14 protein-coding genes and 4 tRNA genes are annotated in these 19,289 nt (G+C 45.0%); 12 read left to right on the top strand and 6 right to left on the bottom strand.

What is annotated here, in order from left to right; translation table 11 throughout:
* Positions 1-51: 51 nt before the first annotated feature.
* Positions 52-1,083 (top strand): 23S rRNA pseudouridine(2605) synthase RluB, encoded by a 1,032-nt coding sequence (rluB, locus tag OCV52_RS09700; RefSeq protein WP_004741256.1) that lies wholly within the window; start codon positions 52-54, stop codon positions 1,081-1,083.
* Between the two features lie 224 nt (positions 1,084-1,307).
* On the opposite strand, the gene OCV52_RS09695 is transcribed toward rluB, so the two are convergent.
* From OCV52_RS09695 to efpL, 3 genes are all read right to left on the bottom strand, one after another.
* Positions 1,308-1,790 carry an RNA methyltransferase gene (locus OCV52_RS09695; RefSeq protein WP_004741257.1) on the bottom strand — a complete coding sequence of 161 codons (483 nt, stop codon included), beginning with the start codon at positions 1,788-1,790 and terminating at the stop codon, positions 1,308-1,310.
* Positions 1,791-1,937: 147 nt separating this feature from the next.
* A complete protein-coding gene (locus OCV52_RS09690; RefSeq protein ID WP_004741258.1) occupies positions 1,938-2,267 on the bottom strand; it encodes an HI1450 family dsDNA-mimic protein in 330 nt (109 codons plus the stop codon).
* Between the two features lie 10 nt (positions 2,268-2,277).
* The gene (gene efpL / locus OCV52_RS09685) at positions 2,278-2,847 is read right to left on the bottom strand and encodes an elongation factor P-like protein EfpL (protein WP_004741259.1); all 570 of its coding nucleotides are present in this window, start codon (positions 2,845-2,847) and stop codon (positions 2,278-2,280) included.
* 137 nt (positions 2,848-2,984) lie between these two features.
* On the opposite strand from efpL, the gene OCV52_RS09680 reads away from it, so the two are divergent.
* Positions 2,985-3,752 (top strand): nucleotidyltransferase family protein, encoded by a 768-nt coding sequence (locus tag OCV52_RS09680; RefSeq protein ID WP_137407457.1) that lies wholly within the window; start codon positions 2,985-2,987, stop codon positions 3,750-3,752.
* Between the two features lie 84 nt (positions 3,753-3,836).
* Here OCV52_RS09680 and OCV52_RS09675 read toward each other — a convergent pair whose 3' ends face one another.
* Positions 3,837-6,200 (bottom strand): DNA polymerase II, encoded by a 2,364-nt coding sequence (locus OCV52_RS09675; RefSeq protein WP_137407458.1) that lies wholly within the window; start codon positions 6,198-6,200, stop codon positions 3,837-3,839.
* Positions 6,201-6,626: 426 nt separating this feature from the next.
* On the opposite strand from OCV52_RS09675, the gene uvrY reads away from it, so the two are divergent.
* The 10 genes from uvrY (at position 6,627) to nspC (ending at position 16,947) form a co-directional block, all read left to right on the top strand.
* Positions 6,627-7,271 carry a UvrY/SirA/GacA family response regulator transcription factor gene (gene uvrY / locus OCV52_RS09670; RefSeq protein ID WP_004729778.1) on the top strand — a complete coding sequence of 215 codons (645 nt, stop codon included), beginning with the start codon at positions 6,627-6,629 and terminating at the stop codon, positions 7,269-7,271.
* A 15-nt stretch (positions 7,272-7,286) separates the two neighbouring features.
* Positions 7,287-9,119 (top strand): excinuclease ABC subunit UvrC, encoded by a 1,833-nt coding sequence (uvrC, locus tag OCV52_RS09665; protein WP_137407459.1) that lies wholly within the window; start codon positions 7,287-7,289, stop codon positions 9,117-9,119.
* A 46-nt stretch (positions 9,120-9,165) separates the two neighbouring features.
* Positions 9,166-9,723 (top strand): CDP-diacylglycerol--glycerol-3-phosphate 3-phosphatidyltransferase, encoded by a 558-nt coding sequence (pgsA, locus tag OCV52_RS09660; protein ID WP_004741263.1) that lies wholly within the window; start codon positions 9,166-9,168, stop codon positions 9,721-9,723.
* Positions 9,724-9,989: 266 nt separating this feature from the next.
* Positions 9,990-10,063: transfer RNA gene (locus tag OCV52_RS09655), tRNA-Cys, on the top strand.
* Positions 10,064-10,097: 34 nt separating this feature from the next.
* Positions 10,098-10,173, top strand: a tRNA-Gly gene (locus tag OCV52_RS09650).
* 78 nt (positions 10,174-10,251) lie between these two features.
* Positions 10,252-10,338 (top strand) — tRNA-Leu (locus OCV52_RS09645).
* A 30-nt stretch (positions 10,339-10,368) separates the two neighbouring features.
* A tRNA-Gly gene (locus OCV52_RS09640) sits at positions 10,369-10,444 on the top strand.
* Between the two features lie 960 nt (positions 10,445-11,404).
* Positions 11,405-14,344 (top strand): pyridoxal phosphate-dependent class III aminotransferase, encoded by a 2,940-nt coding sequence (locus OCV52_RS09635; RefSeq protein WP_206383565.1) that lies wholly within the window; start codon positions 11,405-11,407, stop codon positions 14,342-14,344.
* 8 nt (positions 14,345-14,352) lie between these two features.
* On the top strand, positions 14,353-15,603 hold the full coding sequence (locus tag OCV52_RS09630) for a carboxynorspermidine synthase (RefSeq protein WP_137407461.1): 1,251 nt from the start codon (positions 14,353-14,355) through the stop codon (positions 15,601-15,603).
* A gap of 210 nt (positions 15,604-15,813) precedes the next feature.
* Positions 15,814-16,947 (top strand): carboxynorspermidine decarboxylase, encoded by a 1,134-nt coding sequence (nspC, locus tag OCV52_RS09625; protein WP_137407462.1) that lies wholly within the window; start codon positions 15,814-15,816, stop codon positions 16,945-16,947.
* A gap of 71 nt (positions 16,948-17,018) precedes the next feature.
* Here the strand turns inward: nspC and OCV52_RS09620 are convergent, their stop codons facing one another.
* Both OCV52_RS09620 and OCV52_RS09615 read right to left on the bottom strand, forming a co-directional pair.
* On the bottom strand, positions 17,019-17,561 hold the full coding sequence (locus tag OCV52_RS09620) for an Lcl C-terminal domain-containing protein (protein ID WP_137407463.1): 543 nt from the start codon (positions 17,559-17,561) through the stop codon (positions 17,019-17,021).
* The gene (locus OCV52_RS09615) at positions 17,561-19,201 is read right to left on the bottom strand and encodes a DUF1566 domain-containing protein (RefSeq protein WP_137407464.1); all 1,641 of its coding nucleotides are present in this window, start codon (positions 19,199-19,201) and stop codon (positions 17,561-17,563) included. Before OCV52_RS09615 ends, OCV52_RS09620 begins: the two co-directional genes overlap by 1 nt.
* Positions 19,202-19,289 lie beyond the last annotated feature (88 nt).

Genomic DNA, 19,289 nt, shown 5'->3' with positions numbered 1-19,289 from the left:
GAAAAATTCATTCGACGTCTGTGAAGACGACAATTAGGTAGAAAAGAGTAAATGAGCGAAAAATTACAGAAGGTTTTAGCGCGAGCTGGTCACGGTTCTCGTCGTGAACTAGAAGGTTTAATCAAATCTGGCCGTGTAAGTGTTAACGGGCAAGTTGCGAAACTGGGCGAGCGTCTTGAAGACGAGAACTCAGTGATCCGTATCGATGGCCATACTGTTTCAGGTAAAGCGTCTGAAGAAGTGGTTTGTCGTGTACTTGCTTACTACAAACCTGAAGGTGAGCTATGTACTCGTCATGATCCTGAAGGTCGCCGCACAGTTTTCGATCGTCTACCTAAGATCCGTGGTTCTCGTTGGATTTCGGTTGGTCGTCTTGATGCGAACACGTCTGGTCTTTTGCTTTTCACTACCGATGGTGAACTTGCAAACCGTCTAATGCACCCAAGCCGTCAGGTTGAGCGTGAGTACCTAGTACGTGTATTTGGTGAAGTTACTGAACAGAAGGTTAAGAACCTTGTGCGCGGTGTTGAACTAGAAGACGGCATGGCTCGTTTCGAAGATGTGGTTTACGCTGGTGGTGAAGGTATGAACCATACTTTCTACGTAGCGATTAACGAAGGTCGTAACCGTGAGGTTCGTCGTCTTTGGGAATCACAAGAAACAACAGTAAGCCGCTTGAAGCGTGTACGTTACGGTGATATCTACCTTGACAAGAAACTGCCTCGTGGCGGTTGGAAAGAGCTAGATCTTCAAGAAGTAAACTACCTGCGTGAGCTTGTAGAACTTAAGCCAGAGAAAGAGACACTGTTGGACCTTGATCCTTCAAACACTTCTCGCAAGCGTGAGCGTTCTCGTAGCCAGAAAATTCGTCGCGCTGTTAAGCGTCACGAAGAGCGCGCAAATGCGCCAAAAGGCCGTAGCAACCAAGCTAAACGTAAGAAGCCAGCTACTCGTGGTACTACAACACCTGATTCAGGTCGCAGTGCACCAGCAGCAAAAGGCAAGCCTCAGGCTAACAAAAGCAAGCCAAAGATGAACAATGGTCGTCCGGCTAAACCAGCTAAGCCAAGAACACGTCAGTAATTACATGACTTCTTAAGCTTAAAGCTTTATTGTCTTAAAGCTCTGAATACTAAAAAACCTGCTCATTGAGCAGGTTTTTTTACATCTAAGCAAATAGAAGGTGCGGGATGCGAGTAATCGAGTATCGAAAGCATGCTGCCATAAACGCAGTAAGCGTGCTCTTCGCATCTCTTATCTCGTTTACGCGCATCTATAATCTGTTCGTATCTCGTATCTCGTATCTTCTACTTATGATTCGAAAAGTTATCACCCTTCGCCAAGCGGTCGTAAAGCACCACGTTCACAGATGCAGCGAGGTTCATACAACCATTGGTTGGAACGTAAATCGTGTCGCGGCAGAAATCAGTGATCTCTTTCTTTAGCGTGCCATCTTCTGGGCCAAAAATATAAAACGCGCGTGGTGGGTGTTTGTAATCCGGTAGAGGCTTCGCACCTTCAATCAGATCAACGGCCACAGGCACGCAGCCTACTGGAATAATGTCTTTCAGCTCTTCAACACCAATCAGTGGCAGCTCTAAATGCTTCTCTTTGGTGTCGGTATGGAATTTTCGCGCATGATCGTATCGTGTGCCTGTGTAGAACACAGAGTTAGCGCCGTAGCAGCCAGCCGCTCGCATTACAGAGCCTACGTTTTCAGGCGTCTTTGGGTTAACTAGGCCAATGCAAGCATAGCCTTTGGATTGTGTGTCTGTTTTTGCTTTGGTCATATCAGTGAATATAAAGTTGATAAAGAAAGAGAGTTCTCATGCAAGGAAGTAGCGTGATAAAAATAGCCGAGCAAGTGGCTCGGCTAGATTTTTAACTCGTTTACATGAGTGCTTGTTTACTCATGAAGTTGAGCGCCAGCAGTCGTATTAGTCGCGCTTCCACAGCATGTGACAGAACTTATGCTCTGGGTCACGGCTGATTAGCATGCGAGCAAATACGTCGTCTAGAACGTCATCAGCTTCATTCACAAGACCAATGCGCACTTCTGCGTAGATTTCTTTGTCGACTTCAAAGCCAACATGTTCAACCCAATCATCACCTGTTTCAACAAGCTCTGCAGCGCCACGGTCTTCAAACTGAGCCGTGAATAGAATCACATCTGCAGGTTCAAGGTTATCGGGTGCCATCTCTAGGAAGATGTCGTATGCAGTATCAATTGCGTCGTCATAAGACATTAGGTCGTTAGCTTCGGTCATAATAAGTATCTTAGCTTGCGCGGTTCATGTATTTACGTTCAGCAGTGTTTACTACTACTTTGTCGCCAGTCGCGATGTACTCAGGTACTTGGATAGTCAGACCTGTAGAAAGACGAGCAGGCTTAGTACGAGCAGACGCTGATGCACCTTTGATTGAAGGGTCAGTCTCTTCGATAACTAGCTCAACAGACGTTGGTAGCTCAAGTGTTGCTGCGTTGCCGTCGATAAGGATAGCGTACATACCTTGAGTGTCTTCGTTGATGAACAGTAGTTCGTCTTCGATAGTTTCACCGTTGAAGATGAATTGTGTGTAATCTTCGTTGTCCATGAAGATGTACTCGTTGCCATCAACGTAAGAGAACATTACTGCACGCTTTGTTACATCGATCGTTTCAACGATTTCGTCAGCCTTGTGGCGAACTTCAGTTTTAACGCCAGTTGCTACGTCGTTACCACGGAAACGGTAAATCTTTTGACCGCCACGGCCACCTGGTGTTGTTACTTCGATATCTTTAACAATGACTGTTTTGCTTTCTACTGTGATAGCAAAACCTTTTTTAATTTCACTTGCTCTAGGCATTTTGTGTTTGTCCTTAGTGGGTCTATCCGCTGATTATATCTCGGAGATGCTATAAATAGGAATAGCTTGAATCATAAAGTCACCTAAGCGATCATAGAGTCACAGTTAAATCATGATTTTATTTGCCGAAACGACCTATGCAGTTACCTGTTATTGACCCTACACAGCCTTTTCAACCCGAATTTCAACCTGTGGTTAACGATCTGATTACCTTCTTAAAAGGTGGGCTGGGTTCTAATCTTCACAGTGTCTATATTTATGGCAGTGTTGCTCGCAAGCAAGCGGTAGCCGGTCGCTCAAATCTTGACGTGGTTGTGGTGACACACCGTCCGTTTCCTGAGCAGCGAACTACGCTGTTAAACACCATTAAATGGCGCTTCCAAAAGAGCTCCCCACAGGTCACTCAAGTGGCAATAAAAACCACATTGGTGAGTGAAGTGGTCGACTTCGACAATATCTTCACGTGGGGTTTTATGCTCAAGCACCTGTCGGTGTGTGTATACGGTGAAGACTTATCAGATTGTTATGGTGATTTCGAAACTAGTTGGGAAATAGCCAAGCATTGGAATATGGACGTTGAAAACTGGTTAGCGGTATATCGAAACAAAATTGCGCGAGCAACAACGCCTGAACAGCAAGTCTCAGCGCAAGTGATCATCGCCAAGAAGCTGCTACGAGCAAGCTACTCTTTGGTGATGTACCGTGATAAGTATTGGTTTGATAACCCCGTTGCTTGTGGTCAGCAGTTCTTGAAGTATCACCCAGACAGAGAGGTCGAAATCCAACGACTGGGTATATTGCTTTCAGGCCGACCGATTCCGAAACGTTCAGTGATCGGCATTCTGGATGGGTTTGGGGAATGGCTGGTTAAGCAATATCAGAAAACAGAGTTTCGAATCGGATAGAACTTCGCAACCTACAGATATAAAAAGCAGAGCGAATTGAACATTCCTCTGCTTTTTTGTTTTGATTGAACCTCGATACGAATCTTAGAATAAGCCTAATTGCTGCCCACTGACTCTCTCAAAATCTAAACCAATGAAAGGCAAGATTGCTTCTGCCACCGGCTTAATCTGCTTATCGATGTAATGCTGATAATCGATACCACTCTTCAAATACTCTTTGGGCTCTGGGCCATTCAAGGTAATCAAGTATTCAATACGTCCTTTGTTTTGGTACTGAAGTGGGCGCCCTAGTTTTGCATTGACCTCATCAGCCATTCTGGCAGCCCGAACTTGTGGCGGAATGTTCTTTTGGTACTCATGCAACTTGCGACGCAGGCGCTTTTGGTAAACCAGCAAGTCGTCATGCTTACCTGCTGAAGTCTCATCAACAAACTGTCTGACGTAGTCGGTTGGGTCTTGGTCGTGGAAGACCATTTCATACAAGGTTTGTTGGAACTGTTGCGCGAGTGGTGTCCAGTCTGTTCGCGCGCTCTCAAGCCCTTTGAAAATGATCTTCTCTTGGTCGCCTTGGTTGATTAAACCGGCATAGCGCTTCTTCGAGCCTGTTTCCGAACCACGAATGGTTGGCATCAGGAATTTTCGATAGTGGGTCTCGTATTCTAATTCAAGAATTGAGGTCAGGTTATAGGTCTCTTTTAGGTGCTCAGTCCACCAGTTGTTAATATAAGCGACCAGTTGATGGCCAATCTCGTCGGCTTGATCTTGGTCATAACTGCCATTGAGGGAAACGAAAGTCGAATCGGTATCCCCATAAATTACTTGGTAGCCCTTGTCTTCGATCAGAACCTTGGTTTGTTTCATGATTTCATGACCACGCATCGTGATTGATGACGCCAATCGAGTATCAAAGAAGCGGCAGCCAGAGGAACCTAACACGCCGTAGAAAGAGTTCATAATGATCTTAATGGCTTGAGAGAAGGCTTTTTCGTTGTTCTTCTTTGCGACGTCACGAGCAGCCCAAAGGTTTTCGATCATCTCTGGTAAAAAGTGTTTGGTGCGGTGAAATTGCCCACCGCGAAAGCCATCAACGGCTTGGTTTTCAGCTGGGCCGATTTCCAATTTCAACCCTTCGATTAACCCCATAGGGTCAATCAAAAATGAACGAATGATGGACGGGTATAGGCTTTTGAAGTCGAGCACCAGAACGGAGTCATACAGGTTAGGAATTGAGTCCATCACATAGCCTCCGGGGCTAGCAATCCAGTTCTCTGGCTCTAGGTTCGGGGCAACATAACCTGCTCTGTGTATCTGAGGTAAATATAAATTGGTAAAGGCTGCAACAGATCCGCCAACACGGTCTAGCTCAACTCCGGTCAAGCGAGAGCGCTCTATAACGAAATCGAGTAGGTGGGTGTGTTCGAAGATTCGATTTACCAACACACAGTCTTGCAGGTTGTACTTAGCCAGTGAGGGCTTATCGAACTTGAACATTCGATTAATCTCATCCATGCGGTCATGAACGTTATGAATATCCTTACCTTCACCAAGTAGTTCGCGTGAGACTGATTCAAGCGACCAAGATCTGAAGTGGTAGGTTGCTGTTTTCAGCATATCGATGCCATCCAAAACGACACGCCCTGGAATAGTAATAAAGCCCTGTTGGCTTTGTGCTGAGCTACGGAAGAAGCTAGGTTGATTGTCTCGACCGATATTGAGCTTTACCTCATTCCATTCCGCCCGCTTGTGTAAGAGCCTAAAATCGAAGTCAATGACATTCCAACCAATGATGATGTCGGGGTCAAATTCAGAGAACCATGCGATCATCGCTTCGAGCAGTGCTTTCTCATTAGCGACCCACTGGATCTTGGTTTCGGCTTGTTGTGGCTCCCCAATCATGATCACTCGGCTGTCCATCGGGCTGTCTAAACCAATAGAGTAGAGCACGCCTTTTTCTGAACATTCGATATCCAGAGAAACCATCGAAAGCGAGGGTAAGTAGTTACCCGCTCTGCACTTAGCATTGGAGACTCGACGATGTTGATTTTTTTGTACCGCCGTTCCAGTAAACTCAATACTTCCTTTGATAAAACGTTCCATTAGGAAGCGATCCGCAAGGCGAATATCGCTCTCAAAAGTCTGGATTTCTTCGTTGTTAAAGGCTTGTGCCAAACCAAAACTGCTTCGTGATAGTGAGGTATAACAAGCCGCGAGAGGGGTTTGTTCGAAGGTCGCGATCTCAAGCGGTTTAAATTGGCAGTCTATCGACTCTTTAGTCGCAATAACCTCACAAGCGGCCACATCAGATTGAGCAACAAAAAATACCGGCTTTTCGTTTTGAATAGTCAGAAGAGTAGGGCCTTGAGGCGTGCTTAACCACAAGTCGATTTGTGTACGCCCAGAAAAATCTCTCGCCTGTCTTGTAAGTACAAAGCCTTGCTGAATATCCAATGTAATAACCTATTGATATGGGGGAGTGAATACTACCATCTAGCGCCAGATTACGCACAATAGGCTGCGAAGATAGTCATTAAATACTTGTTAACAGCAGTAGATAACGGGACTCTGTAAGCAAAAAAGTGAAATAGTCGAGAATGGCCATTTAATGGTATTGAAAATATCTTTATCTTATGTAATTTTATTGGGTGTTGTTTTAACTAGTTGATTTTTAGTGAAAGCTTATGATTTTAGTTTACTTGTTTATAAATAAGTACTTGCTAAAGTTAGTGTTTCAGCACATATTCAACAGAGCTTTTTTTTAGTAATTAAGTTAAGATGTACTCAATGCTGCGATCCACTGTTCCTTTGTCCGATTGTTTCAAACAGATGAAACGACACAGTGGTTGCAGAGCCAATTAATAGTGTGGAGATACAAGTTTGATAAATGTTTTCCTTGTAGATGATCACGAGCTGGTTCGCACAGGGATACGACGTATTATTGAAGACGTCCGTGGAATGAACGTAGCAGGGGAAGCTGAAAGCGGTGAAGATGCTGCAAAATGGTGTCGTACTAACAATACTGACGTTATTTTGATGGATATGAATATGCCTGGTATTGGTGGCTTAGAAGCAACCAAGAAGATCTTGCGTTTCAACCCTGATGTTAAAATCATCGTTTTAACTGTTCATACGGAAAATCCGTTTCCAACTAAAGTGATGCAAGCTGGAGCTGCTGGTTACCTTACTAAAGGGGCAGGTCCGGATGAAATGGTCAATGCAATTCGAGTGGTCAACAGTGGCCAGCGATACATTTCACCAGAAATTGCGCAGCAGATGGCTTTGAGCCAATTCTCGCCTGCGTCTGAAAATCCATTCGCAGACTTATCTGAACGTGAACTTCAAATCATGATGATGATTACCAAAGGTCAGAAAGTGACGGATATTTCAGAACAACTCAATCTAAGTCCTAAGACAGTCAATAGTTACCGCTACCGTTTGTTCAGCAAACTGGATATCAGTGGTGATGTAGAGCTGACGCACTTAGCGATTAGACATGGAATGTTAGACACTGAGACCCTTTAACACTGAGATCGTATAGTGACCAACTTGTTTGACTCAGTCTCATTCCTCAAGACAGTAACCGAGCAGCCCGGCGTTTATCGAATGTATAACGCTGAGGCTGTCGTTATTTACGTCGGTAAAGCTAAGAACCTCAAAAAACGCCTTTCTAGTTATTTCCGTAAAAAAGTCGACAGTGAAAAAACACGCGCTCTAGTCAGCAACATCGAAAAGATTGATGTCACTGTAACGCACACGGAAACCGAAGCTCTTATTCTTGAGCACAACTACATCAAGCAGTACCTGCCAAAATATAACGTGCTCCTGCGTGATGATAAGTCGTACCCTTATATCTTCATTAGCGGTCACAAGCATCCTCGTTTGTCGATGCACCGTGGTGCTAAAAAGAAAAAAGGTGAATACTTTGGTCCTTACCCTGACTCCGGCGCTGTGCGTGAGACACTACACCTAATCCAAAAAATCTTCCCTGCTCGCCAGTGTGAAGATACGGTTTACGCCAACAGAACTCGTCCTTGCTTGATGTATCAGATTGGCCGTTGTGCTGCGCCATGTGTTAGCTCAATCATTTCTGACGAAGAGTACAGCGAACTGGTCGACTATGTTCGTTTATTCCTGCAAGGAAAAGATAAGTTAGTGCTTGAAACGCTCATCGATAAGATGGATACAGCAAGCCGTGAGCTTCGTTTTGAGCAAGCTGCGACTTTCCGTGACCAGATCCAAGCGATTCGACGCGTGCAAGAACAGCAATACGTATCTGACGACTCCATGGAAGATATGGATGTGTTGGGCTTTGCTCAAGAGAATGGCGTGGCGTGTATTCATATCTTGATGATTCGCCAAGGCAAAGTCTTGGGCAGTCGAAGCCATTTCCCTAAAATTCCGAACAATACGGTACGTGAAGAGGTTTTCTCTAGCTTCTTAAGCCAGTATTACCTAGCACATAATGAAGCGAGAACCATTCCAACTCGTTTGATTCTGAATGCTGATTTGATGGAAGACGTCACTCCTATTCAAGAAGCCTTGTGTGAAGTAGCGGGTCGCAAGATCCACTTCAACACAAACCCTTCCGGTACTCGTGGTCGTTATCTTAAATTGTCGAACACTAATGCGTTAACGGCGATTACCACTAAAATTAATCACAAAATGACGATTAATCAGCGTTTCAAAGAACTTCAAGAAGTGCTGTCGATGGATGCAATTAAGCGCATGGAATGTTTCGATATCAGTCATACCATGGGTGAAAGTACCATCGCGTCTTGTGTGGTGTTCAATCAAGAAGGCCCTGTTAAGCCCGAGTATCGTCGTTACAACATCACAGGCATTACCGGCGGTGATGATTACGCAGCAATGGCTCAGGCGCTTGAGAGACGTTATTCGAAGCAACTTGATGTTGATAAGATCCCAGACATTATCTTTATCGATGGGGGTAAAGGGCAACTTAACCGCGCTCATGAGATTATCTCTCAATATTGGGGAGATTGGCCTTTCAGACCGAGAATGATGGGTATTGCCAAAGGCGTGACGCGTAAACCTGGTTTAGAGACTCTCATTACCCTTGAAGGGGAAGAGTTTAATTTGCCAAGTGATGCTCCCGCTTTGCACCTTATTCAGCATATTCGTGACGAAAGCCATAATCATGCGATTGCAGGGCATAGAGCGAAGCGTGGTAAAACGCGCCGAACCAGTGCCTTGGAAGGAATTGAAGGGATAGGGCCAAAGCGTCGCCAAGCTTTGCTGAAATACATGGGTGGCTTACAAGAACTTAAGCGTGCAACTGTTGAAGAAATAGCCAAAGTGCCGGGCATTAGTCATTCTTTGGCAGAAAACATTTATCAAGCATTGAAACAATAGTAAAAATCCCGCACCATTAAAGCGCAATTAATAAGAGCCCAATAATATGCGTTTGAATATACCTAACATTTTGTCCTTACTGAGACTATTTTTGATCCCAGTATTCGTTGTTGTTTTTTACCTACCTTACCAATGGGCTCCTTTTGCTGCTGCGATGGTTTTTTGGGTAGCGGGTTTTACTGACTGGTTAGATGGCATGCTTGCTCGTAAGTTAGGGCAAACGTCTCGTTTTGGTGCCTTTATTGACCCAGTCGCAGACAAAGTACTGGTGGCGACGGCTCTTATTTTGATTACCGAGCATTACCACTCAATTTGGGTCACTATTCCAGCTGTGACCATGATAGCTCGCGAGATCATCATCTCTGCGCTTCGCGAATGGATGGCTGAAATCGGTAAACGTGCAAGCGTTGCGGTTTCTTGGGTCGGTAAGGTTAAGACGGTTTCTCAGATGTTCGCGTTGTGGGTGCTTATCTGGCGCTATGACGATTGGATGATTTGGGTTGGCTATATCGCGCTCTACGTTGCAACGATTCTAACCTACTGGTCGATGGCACAATACTTAATGGCCGCCAAAGACGATTTGTTAGACGAAAAACACCATTGATGAAGAAGCGAGCTGAGGCTCGCTTTTTTGATCTTTAACCTAAGGTCAAATAATCAATACTGGATATCTAATGTGATATAGATCTCTTTTGAATAGCCGATACACGGTGCGTTTTGCACATAAAGTCAGCTATTTAGCCTGTTTAGTATGAAATCTATTCAAACGAATTAAAAATACAAAAATATTATTGACTCATCCGCTCGAATCCGTAGAATGCATCCCGTACCCAAGAGGATGGCAATGAGCGATTTAATTGGAGTTACTAAGGCGCCTTGGCAGAGTGGCTATGCAGCGGATTGCAAATCCGTGGACCTCGGTTCGACTCCGGGAGGCGCCTCCATTATATCTCTTGTTTAAGAGAAGAATAATGAAATGCGACACTAGCTCAGCTGGTAGAGCGCAACCTTGCCAAGGTTGAGGTCACGAGTTCGAACCTCGTGTGTCGCTCCAAATTTTGTATGTTGATTGGCATCAGCATAAGATGGTGTTTTACTTTTCAGTAATCGGCATCGCAATAAAGAATTGCGTGCCCTGGTGGTGGAATTGGTAGACACAAGGGATTTAAAATCCCTCGACGTTCGCGTTGTGCCGGTTCAAGTCCGGCCCGGGGCACCATCTACAAGTCTTTATCTCGATAAAGCAAATGCGACACTAGCTCAGCTGGTAGAGCGCAACCTTGCCAAGGTTGAGGTCACGAGTTCGAACCTCGTGTGTCGCTCCAATTTGAAAAAGGCTCATCAGAAATGATGAGCCTTTTTCGCATCTGAAACACACTAAAGCTATTTGAGATACCAGGTCACGAGTTGACCCCGCAGCCAAGCTTCATCTCTATATCAAAACCTCCGTTATCAAATACGTATATATCACTCAGTTTTTAAAAGCGAGACTCCCTATGAACTCGTTCTAGCACTAGGGAATGATGTGGCGCGGGCAGGTGATTAACTTTTCACTCCCTTATCGTGTACTGAACTTTGCTGGTTTCAGTGTAAGGTTCGGTATGAGGTCGCCTATGGTTCTAAGGTTAGCTTTAAACTCTCACCAGTAACATTTGTATACCTACACCGTCATCCTCGGGCGTGGAGGGACGAACGAACCGGGGATCTCGCTTTTAAACTTATATTGGCGATAATTAAAGCAATTTGTCACTCACTGCGCGTATTAATTAAGCGTTTATTAAAAACTATTGATAGTTCGTTTCACTTTATGTTACTTTCCCGCGCAATCTCGGAACGGCCGATGTTCAAAAAGAGCCGCGATTGCTTTCTGGGGGATACGCGTAATGACCATTCTTGCTGATTGGGAAATTACGTAGGGTAGGTATCGGCTAGTCCTTTAGCTGATAGACGGGATACTTATGGCGCAGTTCGCCATGCTAATGGGAAACCCAACATTGAACATACTAACTACAACATTGCTAATCAGCTCTGCATTTCCAAAGGGACAAGCTCCTCATAGCTGTCCGATCCTGCAAAAATGTCCAATTCTTCAAAACAGTAGCATTACTGAACCTTGAGCTCTCGCTAACAATTTATCACTGTCTTAAGGCAGCTTAATTTCGTATTCGTCGTTTGACTTATGCGGGCGTACAGCTATATCTCATTTCTAGACAATATGCGTATTTCATTACGAACTCTTGTTAATCGAGAGGGCTGGTGTGTATTTGCGTTTGATGGAGGTGAGTATGAACATATTCAAGGGAATTTTTATGACTACCGCCTTTGAAGTCGATATCAACACTATCGCAAATTCATTTTCAACTATGGTTCCTATCGTAGAGGGAACTTATGACCTAACACCTGATGCTATTTTGCTTGAGCAAGAGCAGCACGAATCGGATGTTCGCTCATACCCAAGACGCCTACCAATTGCTATCAAGCGAGCATGCGGTGCCTTGGTTGAAGATACTCGTGGACAACTATTTTTAGATTGCTTAGCCGGTGCGGGTACACTTTCTTTGGGTTATAACCACCCAGAGATTAACCAAGCACTCAAAGACCAGCTCGATTCTGGTTTGCCATACCAAACTCTTGATATTACGACTCAAGCAAAAGAGACGTTTATCAAGCGCGTGAAAGCCTTTCTTCCTCAAGAGTTTTCAAACAACTCAGTGATTCAATTCTGTGGCCCATCCGGTGCAGATGCTGTTGAAGCAGCGATCAAGCTAGCCAAACAAACCACAGGTCGCAATACCATGTTTGCTTTCCGTGGTGCTTACCATGGCATGACCAACGGCACCATGGGCATGATGGGTAACCTAGGTACAAAAGAACGTCGCAGCGGTTTGATGTCTGACGTGCACTTTATGCCTTTCCCATACAACCTACGCTGCCCGTTTGGCATTGGCGGAGAAGCAGGGGCTAACGCAAGTATCCGTTACATCGAACGCATGTTGAACGATGATGAGTCTGGCATCATGAAGCCAGCTGCAATGATCGTAGAGCCCGTACAGGGTGAGGGCGGTGTGATTCCAGCTCCTGCGTCTTGGCTACAAGGCTTGCGTCGCATCTGTGACGAACACGGTATCCTACTGATTTTTGATGAAATTCAGTGTGGTGTCGGTAAAACCGGTCATCGATTCGCGTTTGAAGAGTCGGGCGTTAACCCTGATATCTTGTGTCTGTCTAAAGCGATCGGTGGCGGACTTCCAATGTCATTGCTTGTGTTTGATAAGAGTATCGACACTTGGAAAGCTGGCGAGCACACGGGTACTTTCCGTGGTAACCAACTGGCAATGGTGTCAGGCGCTAAAGCGTTAGAAATCATCGAGCGTGACGGCTTGGTTGAGCATGCAAAGATTGCCGGTCAATACCTACGTCAAGGTCTAGAAAAAATCCAATCTCGCGTGAATTGTATTGCTGAAGTGCGCGGTAAAGGCCTGATGCTTGGCGCTGAGATCAAGCAACCAAACGGCGAACTTAATAAATTTGGTGAGCCCAAATCTGATGGTGAACTAACACTAGCTATTCAACGGGCAGCATTAGAGCGTGGTTTAATTGTTGAGAAGGGCGGTCGTGACGGCTCAGTGATTCGCTTCCTGCCACCGATGATCATCTCTTTCGAGCAGATTGATTTTGCTCTACGTGTAATGGAAGAAGCCATCGTTGCGGCTGGTGGCGGTGTTCAAGAAGAGCAAGCTTCTGGTGAGCAAGTAAACCAAGAGTGGAACAAGTACTTCATTCACACAGGCCTAGGTGGTAGCGATGAATTCGCTAACGTGATGAACCAAACCACTCAAGCGATGAAAGCGGTTTTTGAGCAGGTTGAAACGCCGTACTCAAGTCTAGAACCAAAAGTGCTGGAGGCCGCTATCAAGGCTGTCGATCTAGACAACAACCAACACGCCTTGGTGGACGTTGTAGATAGCACTGCAGACCTTGTCGCTACAAACTCTATCTTTGTGCAACACCCAGACTGTATTGCACACCTTCATACTCCTCCTCTTATGGCATCGGTAGCGGCGGAATCCATTATCGCAGCTCTGAATCAATCAATGGATTCATGGGATCAAGCATCGGCTGCAACTTACGTTGAACAGCGCGTGGTTGATTGGATGTGTGACAAGTACCAACTTGGCGATCAAGCGGATGGTGTTTTCACCAGTGGCGGCACGCAAAGTAACCTAATGGGCTTATTGCTAGCGAGAGACTGGGTTGCCGATAAGCAAGATGGTCACTCAATCCAAAAGTTGGGTTTGCCAGGGTATGCAAGCAAGCTTCGTATCTTGTGTTCAAACAAATCTCACTTCACGGTTCAAAAATCTGCTTCATTGCTTGGTTTAGGCGAGAGCGCGGTGTGCTGTGTTGAGACCAACGCAAACGGCACCATCAAACCTGATTTGTTGTGCGCAGAAGTCAAAGCACTTAAAGCTCAAGGTCTGATTCCTTTTGCTGTAGTGGGTACGGCAGGTACAACCGACCACGGTGCTATCGACGATCTTGATGCGATTGCAGACATCGCAAGCCAACAAGGCCTTTGGTTCCATGTCGACAGTGCTTACGGCGGTGCGCTTATCTTGAGTAGCCACAAAGCTCGCTTACAAGGTATCGAAAAAGCAGACTCTGTGAGTGTCGATTTCCACAAGCTTTTCTACCAAACAATCAGCTGCGGCGCGGTGTTGTTGAAAGACAAAACGAACTTTAAGTACCTTCTGCATCATGCAGATTACCTAAACCGTGAACACGATGAGTTGCCGAACTTAGTCGACAAGTCTATCGCGACCACCAAGCGTTTTGATGCATTGAAAGTATTCATGACCATGCAGAGCGTAGGGCCAAAGCAATTGGGCGATATGTACGACCATCTTCTTGAGCAAACGCTAGAAGTGGCAGACCTGATTCAACAGCAAGCGAACTTAGAGCTACTCGCGGAGCCTTCACTATCAACAGTGCTGTTCCGATCTAAGCCCTCAGCAAACGGTGACCTAGATTTAGATAAACTGAATCAAACGCTAAGACTGGAAGCGCTGACTCGTGGTGTTGCAGTATTGGGTGAAACTGTCGTGGATGGTAAGAGTGCGCTTAAATTCACTATCTTGAATCCGTGCCTAAAGACTTCTGATTTCAAATCTCTAATTAACAAAATTCAAACTCTAGCCACTGAGCTAGCAGAACAACAAGGGTAATTAATACTATGGCTATTCTACAAATTGGTGCAGGCGGCGTTGGTTGGGTTGTTGCACATAAAGCAGCACAAAATAACGAAGTACTGGGTGATATCACAATCGCTTCTCGCACAATCGCGAAATGTGAAAAAATCATCGAATCAATCAAAGGTAAAAACAACCTTAAAGATTCAACTAAAAAACTAGAAGCTCGCGCAGTAAACGCTGACGATGTTGATGCTCTTGTTGCGTTGATTAACGAAGTGAAACCAGACCTAGTCATCAACGCTGGTCCTCCTTGGGTAAACATGGCGATCATGGAAGCGTGTTACCAAGCAAAAGTATCTTACCTAGATACATCGGTAGCGGTTGACCTATGTTCTGAAGGTCAACAAGTACCACAAGCTTACGATTGGCAGTGGGGCTACCGTGAGAAGTTTGCTGAAGCAGGTATCACAGGTATTCTTGGTGCGGGTTTCGATCCTGGTGTGGTTTCAGTATTTGCAGCGCACGCGGTTAAGCACCTATTCGATGAGATCGATACGATCGACGTAATGGATGTAAACGCAGGCGATCACGGTAAGAAGTTTGCGACTAACTTTGACCCAGAAACCAACATGCTTGAGATCCAAGGTGACTCTTTCTACTGGGAAAATGAAGAGTGGAAACAAGTTCCTTGTCACTCTCGTATGCTTGAATTTGATTTCCCTAACTGTGGCACTCACAAAGTGTACTCAATGGCGCACGATGAAGTTCGTTCAATGAAGGAATTCATCCCAGCTAAGCGCATCGAGTTCTGGATGGGCTTTGGTGACAAGTACCTAAACTACTTCAACTGCATGCGTGATATCGGCCTTCTGAGCCCAGAACCGCTAACATTGCATGACGGCACTGTGGTTCAGCCTCTACACGTTCTTAAAGCACTACTGCCAGATCCAACATCTTTGGCTCCGGGTTACACAGGTTTAACGTGTATCGGTACTTGGGTGCAAGGTAAGAAAGAAGGCAAAGAGCGCAGCGTCTTCATCTACAATAACGCAGACCACGAAGTGGCATACGAAGATGTAGAGCACCAAGCAATTTCTTACACAACGGGTGTTCCAGCTATTACGGCTGCACTTCAGTTCTTCCATGGCGAATGGGCTGATAAAGGCGTGTTCAACATGGAACAGCTAAACCCAGACCCGTTCCTAGCAACCATGCCTGAAATCGGTCTAGATTGGCATGTTCAAGAGCTAGAGCCTGGGCAAGGTCTACCTCTAATCCATACTTTGAAGTAATTCTTGCTCTTTGCCCTTGTCGCGTTGTCCATCGTGCTCATTTACGTTCGTAAACTCCGCGCGATGTCCTAGCGACAAGGTCAAAGCTCTGCGAATTCCATTCAAAGTCATATGATTGACGAGAACGTATAATTACAAGCCGATGCTGTTGCGTCGGCTTTGTTCGATTATCATGTGCCTTCGTGAACTCGAGGGCCGCAAGGTATTAACATGCAAAACAACGAACTAAAAACGCCGTATTTCATGATCAACGAAGATAAGTTGATTGCGAACTTAGAGAAAGCCAAGCAACTGAAAGAGATTTCAGGTGTAAAACTGGTATTGGCACTGAAGTGTTTCTCGACATGGGGTGTGTTTGACATCATCAAGCCTTACCTTGATGGCACGACAAGCTCTGGCCCATACGAGGTGAAACTTGGCTACGAAACCTTTGGCGGTGAAACGCATGCTTACAGTGTGGGTTACAGCGAAGACGACGTGAGAGAAGTGGCTGACATCTGCGACAAGATGATCTTCAATTCGCAAAGCCAATTCGAAGCGTACCGTCATATTGTTGAAGGTAAAGCGTCACTAGGTTTACGTTTAAATCCGGGTGTGAGCTATGCAGGGCAAGACTTGGCAAACCCAGCGCGTCAATTCTCGCGTTTAGGTGTTCAAGCTAACCATATCAAGCCTGAAATCTTTGATGAGATTAATGGCGTGATGTTCCACATGAACTGTGAGAACAAAGATGTCGATGCCTTTATTGGATTGCTTGATTCAATCTCAGAACAGTTTGGCGAGCACCTAGATAAGCTAGATTGGGTGAGCATGGGCGGCGGTGTGTTCTTTACATGGCCGGGTTATGACATCGAGAAACTGGGGCTTGCGCTGAAAGCCTTCTCTGAAAAGCACGGTGTGCAGATGTACCTAGAGCCGGGTGAAGCGATCATCACGAAAACAACAGACTTGGTTGTGACAGTGGTGGATATTGTTGAGAACGTGAAGAAAACGGCTATTGTGGATTCAGCAACTGAAGCCCACCGTCTTGATACGCTTATTTACAATGAACCAGCATCGGTATTAGAAGCGTCTGAAGACGGCAGCCATGACTACGTGATTGGTTCGTGTTCATGCCTTGCGGGCGATCAGTTCTGCGAGGCGAGCTTTGATGAGCCACTGCAGATCGGACAAAAACTTCACTTGTTGGACAGCGCAGGTTACACCATGGTGAAGCTCAACTGGTTCAACGGCTTAAAAATGCCTTCAATCTACTGCGAGCGCAGCAATGGTGAAGTGCAAAAGCTGAATGAGTTTGGCTATCAAGACTTTAAGCGTTCATTATCACAGTGGTCAGTTAAGTAATTGAGTCGCAGGTTTCGAAAAAGAAAAGAGCAGCCAGGTGCTGCTCTTTTTGATTACTTGTACCGTAGAAGCTAGTTAAATGTTTTCACTAATCGAACAAGAGGGTGTGGAATATCATCTGGGTCGGTAATGACTTCTAAAGCTTCTTCAAAATCAATAATTAAACCATCATAATTGCTGTTTATTTTATGAGCGTCGGGTGTGTTAGTCCAATATGGTTCATTGGTTGTGGTTGGGAAGTACGTCAGGTTGACTGCTGGTCTAGTACAGCTATAGTCAACGATTGAACTTAACTCTTTGATGTTAGGTAACCGAAAACCAGCCTGGCCGGCAATAGTGGTCAAATCTGCATCTTTGGTTGCGATGAGCGCATCCTGCCAATTCTGATATTTAATCGCTGCACCATCACATGTGTCATTGGATTGATTATAGATTTCACCTAGGTTGCATTTTGACCAAAGTAAATTAGTCGTTACGTCGAGTAATGTGCCATCTTTACGATCAATAAATTGCCCGTCTTGGTGAGAGGGTGTTTGAGTTTGTACGCAGGTTTGTGCGATGGTATTTGCACTTAACAAAGAGGCAGTTACACCTAAGATTAGTTTTAGTCTCATTATTCAATACCCCCACTTACCGCCACAATACCTGTCGAACCTGCAATGTTTTTATTACATAGCTCAAGTTCACCATTTTGAGAGTCGATACATCTAGCACTACCATCTTGCTTAACAGAGCTAGAATGCGTGAAGAGTCGGTCTCCAAGATTAGGAAAGAAATCAATGGCTCCTACTGGTGCAGTGCCGACATTGAAGTTGATAAATGAACGAGCTTCAACAGGTGAAGGTAAGCGCCAATCTGTAATACCGCAAATAGAGCGACTGTTTAGACTACTAATATAACTACTTGTATTACAGTAGTTACTTCCTGAACCATCGTTAATGTATGCACATTGAGAAGAGATCGGGCCGGCGCTGTACAATAGATCATTGCGTGCTCCGGCATAGCCACCATTGGTTGTATTCTCAGAGTCGTGCCAAGTATATGTGTACGAAGCGCTTCGCCATGAGCTTGATTGACTGTCCCATGGATAAGTGTGGGCATCAGGGTTGTCTTTATGGTTCTTAACCCAGGTATCGACCGCGGACTGACTCGGCAGTGCTATCGGATCTTGTTTTGCTTCAATATATAATCCGGTATGCTCATCTTTAACACAGCGCCAATCAGTAGAGCTAGGTATTAGAGGGTTCCCGTGAGCATCTAGCTTGGTGTAGCGGAAGCCATATTCCCCATCCGAATGTTCACTTCCATTTGTGACATCTAAACCAAAATCGGCATCTTGATTTGGATGTGATACTGGAGGAGTGACGCTGTCGTAGTCTGTTCCATCAAAATAAGTGACATACCCAGTATCATTAAAACTTTTCTGCCCCGGAATATAGAACGCGAGAGTGTTTTTACTCGAATCGATAGTCGCGTTACCAACGGAAGCTATCGTGTAGATTACCGATTCGCCACCTTCATCGAAGCTATCATCACGAGCAGAAAAAGTGATATTTGTTGATAGGGTTTCTGCTGGCAATTTAAGAGTTAACTCTGATATATCAACAGTAAAGTCCTCAGGCGCGGCAATACCAGTTTGAGTTAAGGTAAGTGTTACATCTTGAGATGTGTAATGACTCAAAACAGCTTGTTGAATAATGCTGTCACCTTCTACAACGGTACTTAAGTCGTTACTAAAACTAACTGTTGGTTGAGTATCGCTATCATCAATGGTTACTACAGTTCGTTCGTTTGAAAGAGTGTAATTTGTACCGTTATCAGCGCTAATTGAGTAATGAAGTGTTTTACTGCCCTCATACAGATTATTGTGTATAAGGTTTAGTGGTAGAGCTGCGCTGGTTGCACCTGCCGCAATTTTGACGTTTTGACTTGATATAGCATCGTAGTTTTTGAAGGTGCCATTAGAGTGAGTTGTCACATCACTAGTTAAGATAGTTAAGGTGAGTTCTTGAGCTAATGCTTCGGAAAGAGAAACGGTAATGGATTCTGTTTTCGACCCTGATTGTGGTTCAGAAAATGAGACACTACTTGGGATGCTAAGCGTAATAGGAGAAGATGACGTACTTGAAGTTGTTCCCGTAGTCGTTGTTCCACTATCGTTATTTTCATGACCACTTTTGCAACCGCTAAACAGTGTCGTAAGAAGGATTGCTGAGATGACATTGAGCTGCCAACTCGACCTTTTTCTTTCCATGTGTGAACCTAAGTGACTAAATTATAAAAGATAATCTATGGTAACAAAAATATGAGAACAATGCTTGGTTTCATATGTCTTGCTTATG

It is taken from the genome of Vibrio chagasii (genome assembly GCF_024347355.1).
Classification (GTDB): domain Bacteria; phylum Pseudomonadota; class Gammaproteobacteria; order Enterobacterales; family Vibrionaceae; genus Vibrio; species Vibrio chagasii.
The sequence above is the reverse complement of the archived record's forward strand: the minus strand, read 5'-3'. Positions and strand labels throughout refer to the sequence as shown.